Below are 20,841 nucleotides of genomic sequence, written 5' to 3' on the forward strand. Positions count from 1 at the left end.
AATGCGTGCGCTATGGGAAAAAATGCTTCAAGCCAGTATCGCAAAGAAACTCTACGGTGGTTTCTTTATCGTATTATCATTAATTATTGTTGCCGTGTTCTTCAGTGCATTACGTTTTTCTGAAATTCGTGATTTATATACCAAGACAGCGCTGGTGTCTGAGATAAACCATTATCTCGATCAGTCAAAAATTGCCCGAGTGAAGCTCTTTTATACGTTGGAGGAAGAGAACGCCAACAATATGATGAAGTACGTTTCACAGATAATGGCGCAGCAGGAAAAAGCGCGCCAATTGCGTTGGCAAGAGAGTGATGTGCAGCATTTCCAACGCCTGAATGAACAACTGACGCAATATCAACATGAACTGGAGGAGATCGCGCTCGCCGTGTCTGCGTTGCATGGGCAGAAGCAGGTCGTTCCCGCCGGGGAGAGCATGCAGAATACCGCACAGTGGCAGCGCCTCAAGGTGGCCGATGCGCAGTCCATTAAAACGGGGTTTGCCGTGACCGACACCCTTAGCCGTATCGCGAGCCAGCTTGATGAGAGAAACCAGCTCGTTATTAATCGTTCAGTTGTGGAAATCGTGGTTATCGGGATTTGCGCCGTTTTACTGGGCGTGTTGATCGCCGTATCGGTAACTCGTCTGATAGCGAGGTCGATACGCGCCAACCTGGAACTGGCGCAACGCATTGCACAGGGCGATCTGTCCGTGGTGGTAGGGCAAGTGCGACGTGACGAACTGGGCATGTTGACACACGCCATGATGGAGATGACACAAAAACTGTGCGGCCTGATGGTGGATATTCGGGACAGTGCGTATCAGGTGGCTGCGGCCTCTTCCGCCATCGCCGACGGTAACCGTAATTTGTCCTCACGTACCGATCAACAGGCGGCTGCGATGGTGGAAACGGCGGCCAGCATGGAGGAGTTGACCGCTACCGTGACCAACAATGCGGATAACGCGCGGCACGCCGGACAACTCGCGCGTCAGGCATCAGGCAACGCCAATCGCGGCGGTGAGATCATTAAGCAGGTGGTGACAACCATGTCGGAGATTACCGGCAGCTCGCGAAAAATCGCGGATATCACGTCGGTCATCAACAGCATTGCTTTTCAAACCAACATACTGGCGCTGAATGCGGCGGTGGAAGCGGCGCGGGCCGGAGAACAAGGGCGCGGGTTTGCCGTGGTCGCCAGCGAAGTGCGTAATTTGGCACAGCGCAGTTCACAAGCGGCCAGAGAAATTGAAGCCTTGATCGCAGAATCCGTCACGCGGGTGGATGAAGGTTCTGTGTTGGTTGAAAAAGCGGGTACCGCTATGCATGACATAGTGATGTCAATTGGCGCTGTTGATAACATCATGAACGATATTTCAGTGGCATCGGACGAGCAGAGTCGCGGCATTGCGCAAATTGGTGATGCGGTGACGGATATGGATCGTACCATTCAGGAGAATGCAACGATGGTCAGTGATTCCACCTCGGCGGCATTAGCATTGGAAGCGCAGGTCGCGCGGCTTGCCTCACTGATTGCGGTATTCCGTTTGCCAGGAAACGCGGTTTGCGAGCCAGAGGCTGCACAACGGCCAACCGGTTTTGCTGCTTTACCCGTTAAGGTGGCGCAGGGCGATTGGGTGTAGCACACACATTAGCGGGCTGCGTCGGCCCGCTAATGCATCAGCGATTACCTGAGCGGTGCGCTGGAGCTGCGTGGAATAAGGCTTGGCATAACGCGCCGAATGGTATCGACGGGCTCGGTGCCGGCCAGCAGCAATTCAACAGCAATAGAGGCAACGTGGTCGAACGGAATATGTACCGAAGAGAGCGGCACCGGCAAACGGGCGGACAGTGGAATATCGTTATAGCCGACCAGTGATAAATCCTGACCTATTGCCAGCCCCAACCGATGGGCCGCCGCCATAACGCCGAAGGCCAAATCGTCATTGATGGCGAAAATGGCCGTGGGCCTGCGTGCTTCGCCGAGCAGCGCCATTCCTTCGCTTTCCCCGGATTCGATGCTAAAACCGGATTCCCGAATCCAGGCGGGATTAGGGGTGAGCCCGGCTTCGCGCATTGCACGATGAAACCCTTCCCGACGATAGGTCGCGCCGGAAGAAAAGCTGGGGCCCGCGACCATACCGATATCGCGGTGGCCGAGGTCAATCAGGTGCCGGGTTGCCAGATAGCCCCCCTGCTCATCGTCACCAATGGCAGAGCGGCTGACACCGTCGGTACGCAGTGCCAGAACGTGGGCAACATTTTGCTGGCGCAGTTCCGCCGGTAAATGGTCATCCAGTCGGCTGGTGGCCAGAATCAGCCCGTCAACGCGCCGATCGAGCAGCGACGCCGCCGCCTGTTTTTCTTGCACCGGATCGTCACCGCAGGTGGCAACAATCGCAAAATAACCGTAGCGCTCAGCCGCACGGCAGATGGCCTCATACAACAACGCCATTACCATATCGCTCAGACGCGGCACTAACACCCCGATGGTGCCCGTGCCGCCACGGCGCAGGCTGGAGGCCATGATGTCGCGCCGGTACCCCAACTCCTGTGCAACCTGACGTACACGTTCGGCGGCTTTACTGCGCGAAGGCGGTAACCGTTCATCCAGAACGCGAGAGACGGTAGAAACGCTAACCCCGGCTGCCGTGGCGACATCCTGCAAGGTGACGGGTTTGCTTCCCAACTTACGGCTTGGACCGTTGGGCGGAAAGGTATTAGGGTCCATGTAATCCCTTGATTTTTATTTTTAAAAAAAGGCACAGTGTGTTGCTAATGACATCCGCGCGGCGTTTACGAATTTATTATGTAATGGTTCCAGGGCTTTGGCTACACCTCGGAATTTTAAATCTGTACTGCGGCAGGACAATCAGGGATTACTATGCAAAAGCATACAATAATGCGCAACATCTACGTTTGATTGCGCTAACAAGCGTGGAAAGGTGGATGCCGTTTTGATCGCAAATACGCCCGCCTTTCATGATATCAAGGCGGGCGTATCGGTTATGTCAGCGTCGATGTGCTGGCATTAGCCAACGAATGACAGTTCAGCAGCGCGAATAGCGGCTTTGATTTCCTCTTCCGCACCGGGTTCCAGCGGCAGCAGCGGAGAACGCACTGTGGCGTGATCCAGAATGCCGCGCGCCACCAGCGCATGTTTCAGTGCCACGGTACCTTCCATGTGCGAGCCACGGTGATACACGCTCTTGGTCACGGGCAGCAGACGGTCATGGATCTCACGGGCCTTTTTGTAATCCTTCGCTTTACCCGCTTTGATCATTTCTACCAGCAGTTCCGGTGCGATGTTGCCATAACCTACCAGGAAACCGTCTACATCAAAGGTGGTTGAGAGCAAATATTCGTCATGGCAGCTCAGGATTTGCAGGTCCGGGCGTTCACGACGGATTACCGGGATCTCCGTGTCCCAGCGACGCATATTGCGCACGCCATTCTTCATGGCAAACACGCCGGGTTGAGCAGAAATTTCCAGCAACGTTTCCAGGTTATAGGTGCACTTGGTGGCATCGGGATACTGGAACAGGATCAGCGGCAGGCCACTTTCTTCATACACCTGACGGTATTTATCCTGCGGTGCCCCTTTCTGATAGCCAAAACGCAGCCAGCCGTGAGAAGGATACAGCAGGCCCGCAGAGGCCCCCGCGCTGATGGCGCGCTTGGCTTCTTCGGCAGCCACTTCGGTGCCTTCGAGCGTGATACCCGCGATAATAGGAATGGCACCGTTCACCGATTCCGCAAAAGCTTCAATCACTTTCATCTGCTCGCTCTGAGACATAAAGGTGCCTTCCCCGGCGTGGCCCAATACGGTCAGACTTTTTACGCCATCGATGCTGGCAAGCCAGGCACCCAGTTTTTTACACGCGGCGTAATCCACGGAGCCATCGCGGTTGAAAGGGGTGACAGGGGCAGGGTTCAGGCCACGTAAATCGATATTAATTTTGGTCATGATGTTCTCTTTTTAGTGTCATCGGAAAGAATGAAAGAATGACTAATAACGTTCTCGGGAACGTTTGCATTTTTGGTTTTTCTGAAGGCACTGTCAAGAGAGATTTGCTATAAGGATTTTGGGCTAATGGCTGAGTGTTGGCGGTTTATATGATTTAAATCAGTCGGTTGATTGTATTTCTGGTGTGAGGGAAACCGTGCGCATGGCCTGGGATGATGCGATAAATGTGATCTGGCGCAACCGTGGAGCCACGGCTGCGCCAGCGTTATCGGTTAATAGTGTGGCGGAGGTGTCTCTTCGGACTGTGAGGCGAGAAGAGAAGGGGACGTCGCTTTCAATTTTTCTACCAGCAGGCGCAGGTGTTCACGGATCTTCGCCATTTCCAATTCATGCTGGACGACTGTCTGATTTAACTCATCAATGGTGAGTTCCTGAAAAGCCAGCTTGCTTTCAAGCATTTCAATACGTTGCTCGAGTTGCGTATGGGGCATTGCGATTCCTCTGTATTTTGTCGTATCTAGCCGAATATTCGGAACCTCCGGACATCGACGAGGTCGGAAAATGGGCCTATGAATAATTCAGGGAATTTTATCAAAGGATTGTTGTGTGTGTCGTTGTGTTGTCTCGATACCCACAGTTATAGTAGTCGCGCATTTACGATTAATGTTTCTGGAGCCTGTCGTTCCAGACCGGGAGATGATAGATGAGATCACTATTTAAAGTAACGCTGTTAGCGACGACGATGGCACTGACGCTGAATGCTAACCTGGTAATGGCAGCAGACGCGGCCAAAGCGTCCGATGCGGCCCCAGCGGCAAAATTCAAGAGCGATGAGGATGCCGCCGCTTATGCGCTGGGTGCTTCCTTAGGCCGTTACATGGATAATTCCCTGAAAGAACAGGAAAAACTGGGCATTACGCTGAATAAAGACCAGCTGATTGCCGGGGTTCAGGACGCGTTTGCTGACAAGAGCAAACTGAGCGACGAAGAGATTGAGAAGACGCTGCAAGGTTTCGAAACGCGCGTGAAAACCGCCGCAGAAGCGAAAATGAAGCAGGATGCCAAAGAAAGCGCTGACAAAGGCACCAAATTCCGTGATGCATTTGCCAAAGAAAAAGGCGTGAAGAAAACGGAATCTGGCCTGCTGTATCAGGTAGAAAAAGAGGGTACGGGCGCAGCGCCGAAAGAGAGCGATACCGTTGTGGTTAACTACAAAGGTACGCTGGTTGACGGTAGCGAGTTTGATAACTCTTACAAACGTGGCGAACCGCTCTCCTTCCGTCTTGACGGTGTTATCCCTGGCTGGACTGAAGGGCTGAAGCAGGTTAAAAAAGGCGGCAAAATCAAACTGGTTATTCCGCCAGAGTTAGCCTACGGCGAAAATGGTGTTCCGGGCATTCCGGCGAACTCTACGCTGGTGTTTGAAGTGGAACTGCTGGATATCAAGGCAGACGCTGATGCCAAACCGGCCGCCAAAGCAGAAAAACCCGCTGCCGAGAAAAGCGCTAAATAACTCGCGCTAGCGTTGTTGCAGATTGAGCCGTGGGGTAACCCGCGGCTTTTTTATGAAAGTAGCGGCGGGAAGGTGACCTCCGCCATCGTGCCGTTGCCCTCACGCAGGTTGCTGAGCGTCAATGCGCCATGATGCAGTTGCGCCACGCGGGTGACAATGCTCAATCCCAGACCGATGCCGCCGTAGCGGGTGTCCATGCGGACAAACGCCTTGCTCAATTCACCGACTTTGCTCTCATCAATGCCAGGTCCTTGGTCACGCACTTGCAAGGTGATTTCCGGATCGGCGGTAAGCCGCACGGTAATGGTGCTCTCAGGTGGACTGTAACGGTGGGCGTTTTCGATCAAATTACGCAGCAGCAGTTGCAGTAAGGTGGCATCGCCCTGTATCGCCACATCCCCCTCGCCGATCTGCCAGTCAATACGCTGGTTGCGCTGACAGACCATCTCTTCCAGCGCATCCTGTATGGGGATAATCACATCTTGAGCCAGCGAAACCTGTTGGTAGTGGCCGGAGGAGAACGCCACGGCGGCGCGCGCCAACTGAAGCAGCTGTTCAACGGTGCGTGTCATGGTATCGATGCGTGCAATCAGCGGTTGGCAATCGATCCCGTGACGCTGCTGCTGGAGCTCCAGGTGCAGCCGTATTCCCGCCAGCGGGGTACGTAATTCGTGCGCGACGTCAGCGGTAAACTGGCGCTCGCGTTCCAGCGTTTCATTCAGGCGCACGAAGAGCTGGTTCATGGAGTGTGTCACGGCGGCAATCTCTTCCACCTGCTGATTATCGGCGATCGGTTCCAGATTTTCCGCGCTGCGGTTGCCCAGTTCCTCAGCGAGGCGTGACAGTGGCCGCGTAATCCAGTTCACCGCCTGAATAGAAAGAAACAGGGAAGCCAGCACCATCACCAGGCTGGGTATGCTGAGTGAGGCGATGGATTCGCGTATTTCCTTGGTGATATGCTCGTTGCGCGCGTGTTCACTCAGCGTTTTATCCACCAGAAACTCGATCTGTTCCTTACTTTCATGCCATAGCCAGGCGACACTGATGAGCTGACATGTCAGCAAAATACATCCCAGCGCGATGATAAGCCGCCAGCGCATGCTGGCCGCAGGGGGAGACATCGAGCTGAAAATGCGTTTCATGCGTCATCCTCGGTGGTGAACAGGTAGCCGAAGCCACGCAAGGTACGGATGCGTGCTTTGCCGATTTTCTGTCGTAAATGGTGGACATGAACTTCGAGTGAGTTTGAGGCGGGGTCGTCATTCCAACTGTAAATATCCTGATGCAGCAGCTCGCGGTGAACGGGCTGCCCGGCTTTTAATACCAGCCTCGCGAGAATCGCAAACTCTTTGGGCGTCAGAATAACCGATTCCTGCTTCAGGCTCACCTGCTGAGTGGTGAGATCCAGACAGAGATCGCCCACCACAACCTGGTTGTCGCTTGCGCCTTGGTGGCGGCGGATCAGGGCTCTGACCCGTGCCAACAGCTCCGTCAGTGCAAACGGCTTGACCAGATAGTCATCGGCACCGGAATCCAGCCCGCTGACGCGATCGTCGATGGTATCGCGGGCGGTCAGGATCAATACGGGCAGATGCTGGTGCTGTTTGCGCCAGCGTGCCAGCAGTTGCAAGCCATCGCCATCCGGTAGCCCGAGATCCAGAACCACCAGACTGTATGGCGCGCTGTTTAATAACGCATCCGCCTGTTTGGCTCCGCCTGCGCAGTCGCAGGCGTACCCTTCCTGACTGAGCGCCAGTAACAGTCCCTCTTGCAGTAGGGCATCATCTTCTACAATCAACAATCTCACGCAGTTTTATCCTGACATCCCTTGAGGATATCCCATTCAGGCTGATATTCGTTGGTAGTCACATTAAGCATTCCCAGTATGGTGTGAAACAGATTGTCTTGCGAATAACTTTGCGTTTGCGCGCGTTCTCGCAAACATGTCTCTTTCACGGCAAATTGCTGCTGGTAGTCATGCGACAGCCACATCAACATCGGAATATGCGTTTGTTGTGAGGGGGCGACGGCATAGGGCATGCTGTGTAAGTAAACACCGTCTTCCCCTAATGATTCTCCATGATCGGAGAGATAAACCAATGCGGTGTTGAACTTATCCTGATGGTTTTTCAGCAGATCGATAGCGTGGTTTAGCGTGTTATCCAGGTAAAGTAGCGTGTTGTCATAGGTGTTGGTTAACGCTTCTCGGGAACAGTTCTGAATCTGGTTGGTGTCGCAGGTCGGTGTAAAGTGTTTGAACGCATCCGGATAACGTTTGTAATAGGCTGGCCCGTGGCTGCCAATCGTGTGCAGCACAATAATGGCATCGCTATTCAGTTGATTGATATGATCTTCCACGCCGGTAAACAGCGCCTCATCGTAGCATTCTCCGCCACTGCATAAGCCCGGGGCCGCGATGCTGGGAATGTCTTTATTGGGAACCCGATCGCAGACGCCCTTGCATCCGCCGTCATTTTCCTGCCACAGTACATTGATGCCCGCGCGTTGAACAATATCCAACAGCCCTTCCTGATGGCTGGCCAGTGCGGCATCGTATTGCGTGCGTGGCATGTTAGAGAACATGCAGGGAACCGAAACGCCGGTTGAGGTGCCACACGACTGGGTATTGGGAAAATAGATCGCGTTGGCCTTTTTCAACTGCGGGTTGGTCTCCTTACGGTATCCTCCCAGAGAGAAGTTTTCCGCGCGGGCGGTTTCTCCTACCACTAAAATGATCAGGTTTTTCTTGCCATTAGCGTTAGCAGGACGCGGCCCTTGGTGTGCATCCAGGCCGATTTGCACCAACGGCTGGTTAGCCAGCGCCCGATGCTTAAAGTAGGAAAGATTGGCGGCTATCACATTGCTGGGAGTAATAGATTTCACCAACTCCTTGTTATTTCGCATTAATGATGCGTAATCTTTGTAAAATAGCGCGGCGACGAGCAATATTGTCAGCAGTGACAGTGCGATAATTAAAAAGCGCTGACCAATATTTATCACGGTAAATGCCGTCGGTTTTATTTTTACCCACAATGCGAATCCGGCAGGCACGATCCCGAACAGCAATACCCAGAGCGCCAGTTGTGGCGTTAATAGATCGACAGATTCCGACACGTTGGTTTCCATCACGTTCTGTATCATGGTGCGATCGATAATAATGCTGTAGTTCAGCATGAAATATTGCACTGAAGCGCCTGCGATCAGCAGCGCCGCAATGGCCCACTGGCGCAGGTAGGGAATCGCGAACAGGGTAAAGACGATATTCAGTACGGCGAAAATCACCAACGGCATGCTCAGGAAAAAAGGCAGCGTTGTGTGCTGGCTGAAATCCAGCAGGTGCAGCGTTTGACGATAGTAGGCAACGTTTTGCACCAGCGTGACAAAGGCAGAGAAAAACAGCACGTAGCCGATGCTTGTCCACTGGGGGCGGGAAAGGGTAAAACGAATTTTCATGGCTATCTCAATGAATAAAGACAAAATGAGTGATAGCGCGTGACGGTAAGATATTAAAATTAAGCCAACCTTAAGACGGCGTTCATATGTCGTGTAAAAGGGGGCAACACCGTGAAATGCGGGGACGGGAGAAGGGACATTTGGTAGACTTGATGTCCTGTCGATGGTGAGTGCCTAAACGTTTAAGGCCATTAAATAGATGATGTCGAGGATGGTGTCAGCCATGTCAAATTCGCTTGTGTCTGGCGAATCAAATGAACTTGATTTGCTGGAGGAACGGCCGTTTAACCCGACGGACCATGAGATCCTGAAATCTTACGAGGCGGTGGTAGACGGTCTGGCGATGCTGATCGGTGAACACTGTGAAATCGTTTTGCATGCGTTAGAGGATCTCAAATCTTCGGCGGTGCGCATTGCTAACGGCGAACACACCGGGCGTAAAATCGGTTCGCCGATAACCGATCTGGCGCTGCGCATGCTGCATGATATGGCGGGAGAAGACAGTAGCGTATCCAAAGCGTACTTCACCCGCGCCAAGAGTGGCGTACTGATGAAATCAGTGACCATCGCCATTCGTAACCGCGAACAACGTGTGATTGGCCTGCTGTGCATCAACATGAACCTTGATGTGCCTTTTTCCCAGATTGTGCAGACATTTATTCCGCCGGAGACCCATGAAGTGGCCTCCTCGGTTAACTTTGCTTCCTCCGTGGACGACCTCGTTGCCCAGACGCTCGAGTTCTCTATTGAAGAAGTGAACGCGGATCGCAACGTTTCTAACAATGCCAAGAACCGGCAAATTGTGCTGAACCTCTATGAAAAGGGTATTTTCGATATCAAGGATGCGATCAATCAGGTGGCGGATCGCCTGAACATTTCCAAGCACACCGTTTACCTCTATATCCGCCAGTTTAAAAACGGTGATTTCAGCGGGCACGATCGCTGATGTTGCGCTATTGCCTCTTGGTAACGGGTCCGGCATACGGTACGCAGCAGGCGAGTAGTGCGCTGCTGTTTGCCCGGGCATTGATTGCGCAGGGGCACAGTCTGGAAAGCGTGTTTTTTTATCGGGAAGGGGTGCTGAACGCCAGTCAACTGACGTCCCCCGCTAATGACGAGTTCGATGTGACGAGTGCGTGGCAGCAGTTGGCGGCAACGCATCAGGTGGCGCTGAATGTCTGCGTGGCCGCTGCACTGCGTCGCGGCATCACGGACAGCAAACAGGCGACGCTGCTCAACCTGCCGGCCTCCAATCTGCAACCGGGATTTTCACTGAGCGGTTTAGGTGAATTGGCCCAGTCCGTGTTGACGTGCGATCGCGTCGTACAATTTTAAGGCGCGATAATGAAACGCATCGCTTTCTTGTTTACCCATGCTCCGCACGGCGACGCGTCAGGGCGAGAAGGACTGGATGCCTTATTGGCAACCTCCGCGCTGACCGATGACATTGGCGTGTTTTTTATCGGTGATGGTGTGCTGCAACTGTTGCCCGGTCAGCAGCCTGACATCATTCTGATGCGTAACTACATTGCCACGTTTGGCGTGTTGCCGTTGTACGACATCGAGCGCTGCTATCTGTGTGCGGCGTCTGCCGAGCAGCGCGGCCTGACCGCGGATACGGCATGGGTGATTGACGTTGAACGTCTCGCGCCGGATGCCCTGCGTGCAACGCTTGCCGACTATGACACTGTCCTTACGTTTTAATTTGAGAGCGTTACGCTTATGCAGCCTGTGACTCAACCTACGAAAACGCGCTTGCACACGCTTTCCCGTTCTCCCTATCACACCGATATCGACGCCATGTTGCGCTGCGTACTACCACAGGATGCGCTGCTGCTGCTGCAAGACGGTGTCATTGCCGCGTTGAGGCAGGGGAATGTGGTGGCGCGCCTGCTGGCGTTGGGCATTCCTGTCTACGCGTTGCAGGAAGATGTGAACGCCCGTGGCTTGGCAGAACAAATATCAACCGGTATTCTGCTGGTCGACTATACTGAATTTGTCCGGCTGACCGCCCAACACGCTGTGCAACTGGCGTGGTGATGCTGAAATTTTGACTATTTCTTGACTCCTTTCACCGTCAGCCCTAAAATTCTGCGTCCCCATATTTTACTCTGTAGTATATGGGGCGATTTATCACGTGTTTACGAAGCAAAAAAAACCAGGAGTTTTTAATGGCAACAATTAACCAGCTGGTCCGCAAGCCGCGCTCTCTGAAGGTTGCAAAAAGCAACGTTCCTGCGCTGGAAGCGTGCCCGCAAAAACGTGGTGTATGTACTCGCGTATATACCACCACTCCGAAAAAACCAAACTCCGCACTGCGTAAAGTATGCCGTGTGCGTTTGACTAACGGTTTTGAAGTGACTTCCTACATCGGTGGTGAAGGTCACAACTTGCAGGAACACTCCGTGATCCTGATCCGTGGCGGTCGTGTTAAAGACCTCCCGGGTGTGCGTTACCACACCGTACGTGGTGCACTGGACTGCTCTGGTGTTAAAGATCGTAAGCAGAGCCGTTCCAAGTACGGCGTTAAGCGTCCCAAGGCTTAATGGTTCTCCGTTAAGTAAGGCCAAACGTTTTAACTTAAATGTCAAACTAAACTCGTAGAGTTTTGGACAATCCTGAATTAACAACGGAGTATTTCCATGCCACGTCGTCGCGTCATTGGTCAACGTAAAATTCTGCCGGATCCTAAGTTCGGATCTGAATTACTGGCCAAATTTGTAAACATTCTGATGGTAGACGGTAAAAAATCTACCGCAGAAGCAATCGTCTATACCGCGCTGGAAACCCTGGCTCAGCGTTCTGGTAAAAACGAACTGGAAGCATTCGAAGTCGCTCTGGACAACGTTCGTCCGACTGTCGAAGTTAAGTCCCGCCGTGTAGGTGGTTCAACTTACCAGGTTCCGGTTGAAGTCCGTCCGGTCCGTCGTAATGCCTTGGCAATGCGTTGGATCGTTGAAGCTGCTCGTAAACGCGGTGATAAATCGATGGCTTTGCGCCTGGCGAACGAACTTTCTGATGCAGCAGACAACAAAGGTACTGCTGTTAAGAAACGTGAAGACGTTCACCGCATGGCCGAAGCCAACAAGGCGTTCGCTCACTACCGCTGGTAATTCCCGCGGGCTAACCAGGCGGGCGTGCTTTGCGGCCCGCCCGTTTGCGTTAACTGATGAATTGAACGTCCGAAGATATAGAGGAAACAAATGGCTCGTACAACACCCATTGCACGCTACCGTAATATCGGTATCAGTGCACACATCGACGCCGGTAAAACCACCACGACTGAACGTATTCTGTTCTACACAGGTGTAAACCACAAAATCGGTGAAGTTCACGACGGCGCCGCCACGATGGACTGGATGGAGCAGGAGCAAGAGCGTGGGATTACCATTACCTCCGCTGCGACTACTGCGTTCTGGTCTGGTATGGCGAAGCAGTTTGAGCCGCACCGCGTAAACATCATCGACACCCCGGGACACGTTGACTTCACTATCGAAGTAGAACGTTCCATGCGTGTTCTTGATGGTGCAGTCATGGTTTACTGTGCTGTTGGTGGTGTTCAGCCGCAGTCTGAAACCGTATGGCGTCAGGCTAACAAATACAAAGTTCCGCGCATCGCGTTCGTTAACAAAATGGACCGTATGGGCGCGAACTTCCTGAAGGTCGTTGGTCAGATCAAATCCCGTTTGGGCGCGAACCCGGTTCCGCTGCAATTGGCGATTGGTGCTGAAGAAGGTTTCACCGGTGTTGTTGACCTGGTGAAAATGAAAGCGATCAACTGGAACGAAGCCGACCAAGGCGTCACCTTCGAATACGAAGATATCCCGGCTGATATGCAGGAACTGGCTGACGAATGGCACCAGAACCTGATCGAATCCGCTGCGGAAGCGTCCGAAGAGCTGATGGAGAAATACCTCGGCGGTGAAGAACTGACTGAAGAAGAGATCAAAAAAGCTCTGCGTCAGCGCGTTCTGAACAACGAAATCATTCTGGTTACCTGTGGTTCTGCCTTTAAGAACAAAGGCGTACAGGCGATGCTGGATGCGGTCATTGATTACCTGCCATCTCCGGTTGATGTACCGGCGATCAACGGTATGCTGGATGACGGTAAAGATACACCGGCTGAACGTCACGCAAGTGATGACGAGCCGTTTGCTGCGCTGGCATTCAAAATTGCTACCGACCCGTTCGTGGGTAACCTGACGTTCTTCCGTGTCTATTCAGGCGTGGTTAACTCCGGTGATACCGTACTGAACTCCGTGAAAGCGGCTCGTGAGCGTTTTGGCCGTATCGTTCAGATGCACGCCAACAAACGTGAAGAGATTAAAGAAGTTCGCGCAGGTGACATCGCGGCAGCTATCGGTCTGAAAGACGTGACCACCGGGGATACCCTGTGTAATCCGGATTCTCCGATCATTCTGGAGCGTATGGAATTCCCTGAGCCGGTTATCTCTATCGCCGTTGAACCGAAAACCAAAGCTGACCAGGAAAAAATGGGTCTGGCTCTGGGCCGTCTGGCGAAAGAAGACCCGTCGTTCCGCGTATGGACTGACGAAGAAACTAACCAGACCATCATCGCTGGTATGGGTGAGTTGCACCTCGACATCATCGTTGACCGTATGAAACGTGAGTTCAACGTTGAAGCTAACGTGGGTAAACCACAGGTTGCTTACCGTGAAGCGATTCGCGCGAAAGTTACCGATATCGAAGGTAAACACGCCAAGCAGTCTGGTGGTCGCGGTCAGTATGGCCACGTGATTATCGACATGTATCCTCTGGAGCCGGGCACGAATCCGAAAGGCTACGAGTTTGTCAACGACATCAAGGGTGGTGTAATTCCTGGCGAATACATCCCTGCCGTTGATAAAGGCATCCAGGAACAGCTGAAAGCGGGCCCGCTGGCCGGTTACCCAGTGGTCGATCTCGGCGTGCGTCTGCACTTCGGTTCTTACCATGACGTTGACTCCTCTGAGCTGGCGTTTAAACTGGCTGCGTCTATCGCCTTTAAAGATGGCTTCAAAAAAGCAAAACCTGTTCTGCTTGAGCCGATCATGAAGGTTGAAGTAGAAACGCCGGAAGAGAACACCGGTGACGTAATCGGTGACCTTAGCCGTCGTCGTGGTATGCTGCGTGGTCAGGAATCCAACGTAACTGGCGTTGTGATTCATGCTGAAGTTCCGCTGTCTGAAATGTTCGGATACGCAACTCAACTGCGTTCTCTGACTAAAGGCCGTGCTTCTTACTCCATGGAGTTCCTGAAGTACGATGATGCGCCGAACAACGTTGCTCAGGCCGTTATTGAAGCCCGTAGTAAGTAATACTCGGGTTTAACACATTGATCCCATGTCCTCTCCACGGGGGAGGATATTTGAGTAAGGAATATAGCCGTGTCTAAAGAAAAATTTGAACGTACCAAACCCCACGTCAACGTCGGTACTATCGGCCACGTTGACCATGGTAAAACCACGCTGACCGCAGCAATCACCACCGTACTGGCTAAAACCTACGGCGGTAGCGCGCGTGCATTCGATCAGATCGATAACGCACCGGAAGAAAAAGCACGTGGTATCACCATCAACACTTCTCATGTTGAATACGACACCCCGACCCGTCACTACGCACACGTTGACTGCCCGGGACACGCCGACTACGTGAAAAACATGATCACCGGTGCTGCCCAGATGGACGGCGCGATCCTGGTCGTTGCTGCGACTGACGGCCCGATGCCGCAGACGCGTGAGCACATCCTGCTGGGTCGTCAGGTAGGCGTTCCGTACATCATCGTGTTCCTGAACAAATGTGACATGGTTGATGACGAAGAGCTGCTGGAACTGGTTGAGATGGAAGTGCGTGAGCTGCTGTCTCAGTACGACTTCCCGGGTGATGATACCCCAATCGTTCGTGGTTCAGCGCTGAAAGCCCTGGAAGGCGAAGCAGAGTGGGAAGCAAAAATCATCGAACTGGCTGGCTACCTGGATTCCTACATCCCAGAACCAGAGCGTGCGATTGACCGTCCGTTCCTGCTGCCTATCGAAGACGTATTCTCCATCTCCGGCCGTGGTACTGTAGTAACTGGTCGTGTAGAGCGCGGTATCGTTAAAGTCGGTGAAGAAGTTGAAATCGTTGGTATCAAAGATACTGCGAAATCGACGTGTACTGGCGTTGAAATGTTCCGCAAACTGCTGGACGAAGGCCGTGCGGGTGAGAACGTTGGTGTTCTGCTGCGTGGTATCAAACGTGAAGAAATCGAACGTGGTCAGGTACTGGCTAAGCCGGGTTCCATCAAGCCGCACACCCAGTTCGAATCTGAAGTGTATATCCTGAGCAAAGATGAAGGTGGCCGTCATACGCCGTTCTTCAAAGGCTACCGTCCTCAGTTCTACTTCCGTACCACTGACGTAACGGGCACTATCGAACTGCCGGAAGGCGTGGAAATGGTAATGCCGGGCGACAACATCAAAATGGTTGTTACCCTGATCCACCCGATCGCGATGGACGACGGTTTGCGTTTCGCAATCCGTGAAGGCGGCCGTACTGTTGGTGCGGGCGTTGTTGCTAAAGTTATCGCTTAATTGCTGATACGTTAGTAACACCTGTGCGCTAGCGATAGCGTAAGAAAAAGGACACTTCGGTGTCCTTTTTTTATGGGCGTTGACAAAACTGTAATTGAAATAAAAACCATTCTTATTTACACTCTCATTGACTGTTTTATAGTCACTTTTGCGACTGCCGTGCGGAAGGCAGCAACGAAAGAGGATGTGGGTCCGCGACTGAGAGAATGAGTTATCCTGTATGTATGTCTGCCTGTGTAATGCCATTTCCGATAAAGTTATTCGGCACGCCGTCCGCCAGCATCAACCCCGCTCGCTCAATCAACTGCGCCAGTTAATGCCTATTGGCAGTGATTGCGGCAAGTGTATTCGCCAGGCTCGCCTGATTATGGAAGAAGAGCAGGCACTGTTATCGCCCATGTCGGACGTTGCGTAATCGGCCGCTTTCAGTGAAACCGCACAAAATGTAGGCGATTTCGTTGACTCTCCCCCCTCCAGTTCTACACTTTTAAGACCTGGAGCGAAGGAGCAATGTCATGAAAGGCGATAAAAAAGTCATAGCACATCTAAATAAGTTGCTGGGTAATGAACTGGTTGCGATTAACCAGTACTTTTTACATGCCCGTATGTTTAAAAACTGGGGACTGACCCGTCTTGACCAGCACGAATACCATGAATCCATCGATGAAATGAAACATGCCGACCGGTATATCGAGCGTATCCTGTTTCTTGAAGGGATTCCCAACCTGCAAGATCTCGGAAAGCTCAATATTGGTGAGGATGTCGAAGAGATACTGCGTTCTGACCTGAAATTGGAGTTGGATGGCGCCAAGGATTTGCGCGAGGGGATAGCCTATATGGATTCGGTGCGCGATTATGTCAGCCGCGATCTGCTGATTGAAATCCTGGCCGATGAAGAAGGGCATATCGACTGGATTGAGACGGAGCTTGACCTGATAGCACGCCTCGGCTTGCCTAATTATTTGCAAGCTCAGCTAAAACCGGCGTGATTGTGTAAAACACGGTTGCTTCCTGAACAGATTTACGTATAATGCGCGGGCCCGTCTGAATTAAGTCGGGCCTGTTACGTTAAATGTGGTGCATGTAAATGCAGTACGCTGACGAACAGAGACGCCATGCAATAGGCATGGGTCAACAATACTCCCGATTTGGGAGTTATGGCCGAACGATTACACTCCCCCATCAATCGAAATGGGTGTGAGGAGTAATCATTTACGTTTATAAATAATTGGAGCTCTGGTCTCATGCAGAACCAAAGAATCCGTATCCGCCTGAAAGCGTTTGATCATCGTCTGATCGATCAAGCAACCGCGGAAATCGTTGAGACGGCCAAGCGCACTGGTGCGCAAGTACGTGGTCCGATCCCGCTGCCGACCCGCAAAGAGCGCTTTACCGTTCTGATCTCCCCGCACGTCAACAAAGACGCGCGCGATCAGTACGAGATTCGCACTCACAAGCGTCTGGTTGACATCGTTGAGCCAACCGAGAAAACCGTTGATGCTCTGATGCGTCTGGACCTGGCTGCCGGTGTAGACGTGCAGATCAGCCTGGGTTAATCAGGTCATCAAGCGATTGAGAGGTTGATACAATGATTGGTTTAGTCGGTAAAAAAGTGGGCATGACCCGCATCTTCACTGAAGATGGCGTTTCTATCCCTGTAACCGTTATCGAAATTGAAGCAAACCGCGTTACTCAGGTTAAAGACCTGGCGAATGACGGCTACCAGGCTGTACAGGTGACTACCGGTGCTAAAAAAGCAAACCGCGTTACCAAGCCGGAAGCTGGCCATTTTGCAAAAGCCGGTGTTGAAGCTGGTCGCATTGTGCGTGAATTCCGCCTGTCAGAAGGCGACGAGTTCACCGTAGGCCAAAGCATCAGCGTTGAAATTTTCGCTGACGTGAAAAAAGTTGACGTTACTGGTACCTCCAAGGGTAAAGGTTTTGCTGGCACAGTTAAGCGCTGGAATTTCCGTACTCAGGATGCTACCCACGGTAACTCCTTGTCTCACCGCGTTCCGGGTTCTATCGGTCAGAACCAGACTCCGGGCAAAGTGTTCAAAGGCAAGAAGATGGCTGGTCAGATGGGCAATGAGCGTGTCACCGTTCAGAGTCTGGACGTAGTACGCGTTGACGCTGAGCGCAACCTGCTGCTGGTGAAAGGTGCTGTCCCGGGTGCAACCGGTAGCGACCTGATCGTTAAACCGGCTGTGAAGGCGTAAGGGGATAGCAATGGAATTAGTATTGAAAGACGCGCAAAGCGCGCTGACTGTTTCCGAAACTACCTTCGGTCGTGATTTCAACGAAGCGCTGGTACACCAGGTTGTTGTTGCTTATGCAGCTGGTGCCCGTCAAGGGACTCGTGCTCAGAAGACCCGTGCTGAAGTAACTGGTTCCGGTAAAAAACCGTGGCGTCAGAAAGGTACTGGCCGTGCGCGTTCAGGTTCTATCAAGAGCCCGATCTGGCGTTCCGGTGGTGTGACCTTTGCTGCCAAGCCTCAGGACCACAGTCAAAAAGTAAACAAAAAGATGTACCGCGGCGCGCTGAAAAGCATCCTGTCCGAGCTGGTACGTCAGGATCGTTTGATCGTTGTCGAGCAGTTCTCTGTTGAAGCGCCGAAAACCAAGCTGCTGGCACAGAAACTGAAAGACCTGGCGCTGGACGACGTGCTGATCATCACCGGTGAACTGGATGAAAATCTGTTCCTGGCTGCACGCAACCTGTACAAGGTTGACGTACGTGATGTAGCGGGTATCGATCCGGTTAGCCTGATCGCCTTCGACAAAGTCGTAATGACGGCTGACGCTGTTAAGCAAGTTGAGGAGATGCTGGCATGATCCGTGAAGAACGTCTGCTTAAGGTGCTGACTGCACCTCACGTTTCTGAAAAAGCGTCTACTGCGATGGAAAAACACAACACCATCGTGCTCAAAGTTGCTAAAGACGCGACCAAAGCAGAAATCAAAGCTGCTGTGCAGAAACTGTTTGAAGTCGAAGTCAATGAAGTTCGTACCCTGCTGGTTAAAGGGAAAACGAAACGTCATGGACAGCGTATCGGTCGTCGTAGCGACTGGAAAAAAGCTTACGTCACCCTGAAAGAAGGCCAGAATCTGGACTTCATCGGCGGCGCAGAGTAAGTCGGAGGAGTAAAGAACAATGGCAATTGTTAAATGTAAACCGACATCTCCGGGTCGTCGCCACGTTGTTAAAGTGGTTAACCCTGAGCTGCACAAGGGCAAACCTTATGCCCCGTTGCTGGAAAAAAACAGCAAATCCGGTGGCCGTAACAACAATGGCCGCATCACTACCCGTCATATCGGTGGTGGCCACAAACAGCAGTACCGTATTGTTGACTTCAAACGCAACAAAGATGGTATCCCTGCTGTTGTAGAACGTTTGGAATATGATCCGAACCGTTCCGCCAACATCGCTCTGGTTCTGTACAAAGACGGCGAACGCCGTTATATCCTGGCGCCGAAAGGCTTGAAAGCCGGTGATCAGATCCAGTCTGGCGTTGATGCTGCTATCAAAGCTGGCAACACGTTGCCGATGCGCAATATTCCGGTCGGTTCCACCGTACACAACGTGGAAATGAAACCGGGTAAAGGCGGTCAATTGGCTCGTTCTGCTGGTACTTACGTGCAGATCGTTGCACGTGACGGCGCGTATGTGACCCTGCGTCTGCGTTCTGGCGAAATGCGTAAAGTCGAATCTGACTGCCGCGCTACGCTGGGCGAAGTAGGTAACTCTGAGCATATGCTGCGCGTTCTGGGTAAAGCAGGTGCTGCACGCTGGCGCGGGATTCGTCCGACCGTTCGCGGTACGGCAATGAACCCAGTCGACCACCCGCACGGTGGTGGTGAAGGTCGTAACTTTGGTAAGCACCCGGTATCCCCGTGGGGCATTCAGACCAAAGGTAAGAAGACCCGCAGCAACAAGCGTACTGATAAATTCATCGTACGTCGCCGTACTAAATAATATTAGAGGATAAACCATGCCACGTTCTCTCAAGAAAGGTCCTTTTATTGACCTGCACTTGCTGAAGAAGGTAGAGAAAGCGGTGGAAAGCGGTGACAAGAAGCCTCTGCGCACTTGGTCCCGTCGTTCAACGATCTTTCCAACTATGATCGGTTTGACCATCGCTGTCCATAATGGTCGTCAGCACGTTCCAGTATTTGTTTCCGATGAAATGGTCGGTCACAAATTGGGTGAATTTGCTCCGACTCGTACTTATCGCGGTCACGCGGCTGATAAAAAAGCCAAGAAAAAATAAGGTAGGAGGAAGAGATGGAAACTTTAGCTAAACATCTTCATGCTCGTTCTTCTGCTCAAAAGGTTCGCCTGGTGGCTGACCTGATCCGCGGTAAGAAAGTGTCGCAAGCTCTGGAAATTCTGACCTACACCAACAAGAAAGCTGCTGGTCTGGTTAAAAAAGTACTGGAGTCTGCCATTGCCAACGCAGAGCACAACGATGGCGCTGACATTGATGATCTGAAAGTTGCGAAAATCTTCGTAGACGAAGGCCCGAGCATGAAGCGCATTATGCCGCGTGCTAAAGGTCGTGCGGATCGCATCCTGAAGCGTACCAGCCACATTTCTGTGGTTGTGTCCGATCGCTGAGACTCTGGAGACTAGCAATGGGTCAGAAAGTACATCCTAATGGTATTCGCCTGGGTATTGTCAAACCTTGGAACTCTACCTGGTATGCGAATACCAAAGAATTCGCTGACAACCTGGACAGCGATTTTAAAGTTCGTAAATACCTGACGAAAGAACTGGAGAAAGCCTCCGTCTCTCGTATCGTTATCGAACGTCCGGCCAAGAGCATTCGTGTGACTATTCACACTGCTCGTCCGGGCATCGTTATCGGTAAAAAAGGTGAAGATGTTGAAAAACTGCGCAAAGTCGTAGCGAATATCGCTGGCGTCCCTGCACAAATCAACATCGCAGAAGTTCGCAAGCCGGAACTGGACGCGAAACTGGTTGCTGACAGCATCACTTCTCAGCTGGAGCGTCGTGTGATGTTCCGTCGTGCGATGAAGCGTGCCGTTCAGAACGCCATGCGTCTGGGTGCCAAGGGCATTAAAGTTGAAGTCAGCGGCCGTCTGGGCGGTGCTGAAATCGCACGTACCGAATGGTACCGCGAAGGTCGCGTTCCGTTGCACACACTGCGTGCGGATATCGACTACAACACGTCCGAAGCACACACCACTTACGGTGTTATCGGTGTGAAAGTGTGGATCTTCAAAGGTGAGATCCTGGGTGGTATGGCTGCCGTTGAACAACCGGAAAAACCGGCTGCTCAACCTAAAAAGCAGCAGCGTAAAGGCCGCAAGTAAGGAGA

26 protein-coding genes are annotated in these 20,841 nt (G+C 52.3%); 20 read left to right on the forward strand and 6 right to left on the reverse strand.

All coding sequences use genetic code 11. From position 1 onward, the window contains the following. The first annotated feature begins 1 nt into the window (after position 1). Positions 2-1,639: a methyl-accepting chemotaxis protein gene (locus tag J5067_RS20615; protein WP_264651908.1), complete on the forward strand. Its 1,638-nt coding sequence runs from the start codon at positions 2-4 to the stop codon at positions 1,637-1,639. A 44-nt stretch (positions 1,640-1,683) separates the two neighbouring features. On the opposite strand, the gene J5067_RS20620 is transcribed toward J5067_RS20615, so the two are convergent. The 3 genes from J5067_RS20620 to J5067_RS20630 all read right to left on the reverse strand — a co-directional run bounded on the left by J5067_RS20620 (position 1,684) and on the right by J5067_RS20630 (position 4,454). Beyond that, positions 1,684-2,727: a LacI family DNA-binding transcriptional regulator gene (locus J5067_RS20620; protein ID WP_264651909.1), complete on the reverse strand. Its 1,044-nt coding sequence runs from the start codon at positions 2,725-2,727 to the stop codon at positions 1,684-1,686. 300 nt (positions 2,728-3,027) lie between these two features. Beyond that, a complete protein-coding gene (locus J5067_RS20625) occupies positions 3,028-3,963 on the reverse strand; it encodes a dihydrodipicolinate synthase family protein (RefSeq protein WP_264645691.1) in 936 nt (311 codons plus the stop codon). Between the two features lie 272 nt (positions 3,964-4,235). Next, on the reverse strand, positions 4,236-4,454 hold the full coding sequence (locus tag J5067_RS20630) for a protein SlyX (RefSeq protein ID WP_222158749.1): 219 nt from the start codon (positions 4,452-4,454) through the stop codon (positions 4,236-4,238). Positions 4,455-4,666: 212 nt separating this feature from the next. Between J5067_RS20630 and fkpA the strand changes: the two genes are divergently transcribed. Further along, positions 4,667-5,476: an FKBP-type peptidyl-prolyl cis-trans isomerase gene (gene fkpA / locus J5067_RS20635; protein ID WP_264645692.1), complete on the forward strand. Its 810-nt coding sequence runs from the start codon at positions 4,667-4,669 to the stop codon at positions 5,474-5,476. A gap of 50 nt (positions 5,477-5,526) precedes the next feature. Here the strand turns inward: fkpA and pmrB are convergent, their stop codons facing one another. The 3 genes from pmrB to eptA are packed head-to-tail and all read right to left on the reverse strand — an operon-like array spanning position 5,527 to position 8,929. Beyond that, positions 5,527-6,618, reverse strand: coding sequence for a two-component system sensor histidine kinase PmrB (gene pmrB, locus J5067_RS20640; RefSeq protein ID WP_264645693.1), 1,092 nt, complete (start codon positions 6,616-6,618; stop codon positions 5,527-5,529). After that, a complete protein-coding gene (pmrA, locus tag J5067_RS20645) occupies positions 6,615-7,283 on the reverse strand; it encodes a two-component system response regulator PmrA (protein WP_264645694.1) in 669 nt (222 codons plus the stop codon). The genes pmrB and pmrA overlap by 4 nt, the downstream gene beginning before the upstream one ends. Then, positions 7,280-8,929, reverse strand: a complete 1,650-nt coding sequence (gene eptA / locus J5067_RS20650; RefSeq protein ID WP_264651910.1) for a phosphoethanolamine transferase EptA — start codon at positions 8,927-8,929, stop codon at positions 7,280-7,282. Before eptA ends, pmrA begins: the two co-directional genes overlap by 4 nt. Positions 8,930-9,152: 223 nt before the next feature. Between eptA and J5067_RS20655 the strand changes: the two genes are divergently transcribed. The 18 genes from J5067_RS20655 to rpsC all read left to right on the forward strand — a co-directional run bounded on the left by J5067_RS20655 (position 9,153) and on the right by rpsC (position 20,836). After that, on the forward strand, positions 9,153-9,875 hold the full coding sequence (locus J5067_RS20655; RefSeq protein WP_264645696.1) for a transcriptional regulator: 723 nt from the start codon (positions 9,153-9,155) through the stop codon (positions 9,873-9,875). Beyond that, a complete protein-coding gene (gene tusD, locus J5067_RS20660; RefSeq protein WP_264651911.1) occupies positions 9,875-10,264 on the forward strand; it encodes a sulfurtransferase complex subunit TusD in 390 nt (129 codons plus the stop codon). The genes J5067_RS20655 and tusD overlap by 1 nt, the downstream gene beginning before the upstream one ends. Before the next feature lie 9 nt (positions 10,265-10,273). Beyond that, the gene (gene tusC / locus J5067_RS20665) at positions 10,274-10,633 is read left to right on the forward strand and encodes a sulfurtransferase complex subunit TusC (protein WP_264645698.1); all 360 of its coding nucleotides are present in this window, start codon (positions 10,274-10,276) and stop codon (positions 10,631-10,633) included. Positions 10,634-10,651: 18 nt separating this feature from the next. After that, positions 10,652-10,969, forward strand: coding sequence for a sulfurtransferase complex subunit TusB (gene tusB, locus J5067_RS20670; protein WP_264651912.1), 318 nt, complete (start codon positions 10,652-10,654; stop codon positions 10,967-10,969). Positions 10,970-11,100: 131 nt separating this feature from the next. Then, positions 11,101-11,475, forward strand: coding sequence for a 30S ribosomal protein S12 (gene rpsL / locus J5067_RS20675; protein ID WP_195315730.1), 375 nt, complete (start codon positions 11,101-11,103; stop codon positions 11,473-11,475). 96 nt (positions 11,476-11,571) lie between these two features. Continuing rightward, on the forward strand, positions 11,572-12,042 hold the full coding sequence (gene rpsG / locus J5067_RS20680; protein WP_195315729.1) for a 30S ribosomal protein S7: 471 nt from the start codon (positions 11,572-11,574) through the stop codon (positions 12,040-12,042). Between the two features lie 90 nt (positions 12,043-12,132). Then, positions 12,133-14,247: an elongation factor G gene (gene fusA, locus J5067_RS20685; protein ID WP_264645700.1), complete on the forward strand. Its 2,115-nt coding sequence runs from the start codon at positions 12,133-12,135 to the stop codon at positions 14,245-14,247. A 69-nt stretch (positions 14,248-14,316) separates the two neighbouring features. Then, the gene (gene tuf / locus J5067_RS20690) at positions 14,317-15,501 is read left to right on the forward strand and encodes an elongation factor Tu (RefSeq protein WP_264626614.1); all 1,185 of its coding nucleotides are present in this window, start codon (positions 14,317-14,319) and stop codon (positions 15,499-15,501) included. A gap of 220 nt (positions 15,502-15,721) precedes the next feature. Continuing rightward, positions 15,722-15,916: a bacterioferritin-associated ferredoxin gene (gene bfd / locus J5067_RS20695; protein WP_264645701.1), complete on the forward strand. Its 195-nt coding sequence runs from the start codon at positions 15,722-15,724 to the stop codon at positions 15,914-15,916. Between the two features lie 100 nt (positions 15,917-16,016). Further along, positions 16,017-16,490, forward strand: coding sequence for a bacterioferritin (gene bfr / locus J5067_RS20700; RefSeq protein ID WP_264651913.1), 474 nt, complete (start codon positions 16,017-16,019; stop codon positions 16,488-16,490). A 255-nt stretch (positions 16,491-16,745) separates the two neighbouring features. Next, positions 16,746-17,057, forward strand: coding sequence for a 30S ribosomal protein S10 (gene rpsJ, locus J5067_RS20705; protein ID WP_140554275.1), 312 nt, complete (start codon positions 16,746-16,748; stop codon positions 17,055-17,057). 32 nt (positions 17,058-17,089) lie between these two features. Beyond that, on the forward strand, positions 17,090-17,719 hold the full coding sequence (rplC, locus tag J5067_RS20710) for a 50S ribosomal protein L3 (RefSeq protein WP_264645703.1): 630 nt from the start codon (positions 17,090-17,092) through the stop codon (positions 17,717-17,719). A 10-nt stretch (positions 17,720-17,729) separates the two neighbouring features. After that, the gene (gene rplD / locus J5067_RS20715; protein ID WP_222158736.1) at positions 17,730-18,335 is read left to right on the forward strand and encodes a 50S ribosomal protein L4; all 606 of its coding nucleotides are present in this window, start codon (positions 17,730-17,732) and stop codon (positions 18,333-18,335) included. Continuing rightward, complete coding sequence (gene rplW, locus J5067_RS20720; protein WP_195316357.1) at positions 18,332-18,634, forward strand: 50S ribosomal protein L23; 303 nt, start codon at positions 18,332-18,334, stop codon at positions 18,632-18,634. The genes rplD and rplW overlap by 4 nt, the downstream gene beginning before the upstream one ends. A 19-nt stretch (positions 18,635-18,653) precedes the next feature. Next, the gene (rplB, locus tag J5067_RS20725; RefSeq protein WP_264645704.1) at positions 18,654-19,475 is read left to right on the forward strand and encodes a 50S ribosomal protein L2; all 822 of its coding nucleotides are present in this window, start codon (positions 18,654-18,656) and stop codon (positions 19,473-19,475) included. A gap of 16 nt (positions 19,476-19,491) precedes the next feature. Beyond that, complete coding sequence (gene rpsS, locus J5067_RS20730; RefSeq protein WP_161133058.1) at positions 19,492-19,770, forward strand: 30S ribosomal protein S19; 279 nt, start codon at positions 19,492-19,494, stop codon at positions 19,768-19,770. Positions 19,771-19,784: 14 nt separating this feature from the next. Next, positions 19,785-20,117 carry a 50S ribosomal protein L22 gene (rplV, locus tag J5067_RS20735; RefSeq protein WP_161133057.1) on the forward strand — a complete coding sequence of 111 codons (333 nt, stop codon included), beginning with the start codon at positions 19,785-19,787 and terminating at the stop codon, positions 20,115-20,117. A 17-nt stretch (positions 20,118-20,134) separates the two neighbouring features. Next, entirely contained in the window at positions 20,135-20,836 is a 702-nt protein-coding gene (rpsC, locus tag J5067_RS20740; protein WP_264645705.1) for a 30S ribosomal protein S3, read from the forward strand. Positions 20,837-20,841 lie beyond the last annotated feature (5 nt).

Origin of the sequence: Candidatus Symbiopectobacterium sp. NZEC151, from assembly GCF_025962655.1 — a bacterium.
Lineage (GTDB): Bacteria > Pseudomonadota > Gammaproteobacteria > Enterobacterales > Enterobacteriaceae > Symbiopectobacterium.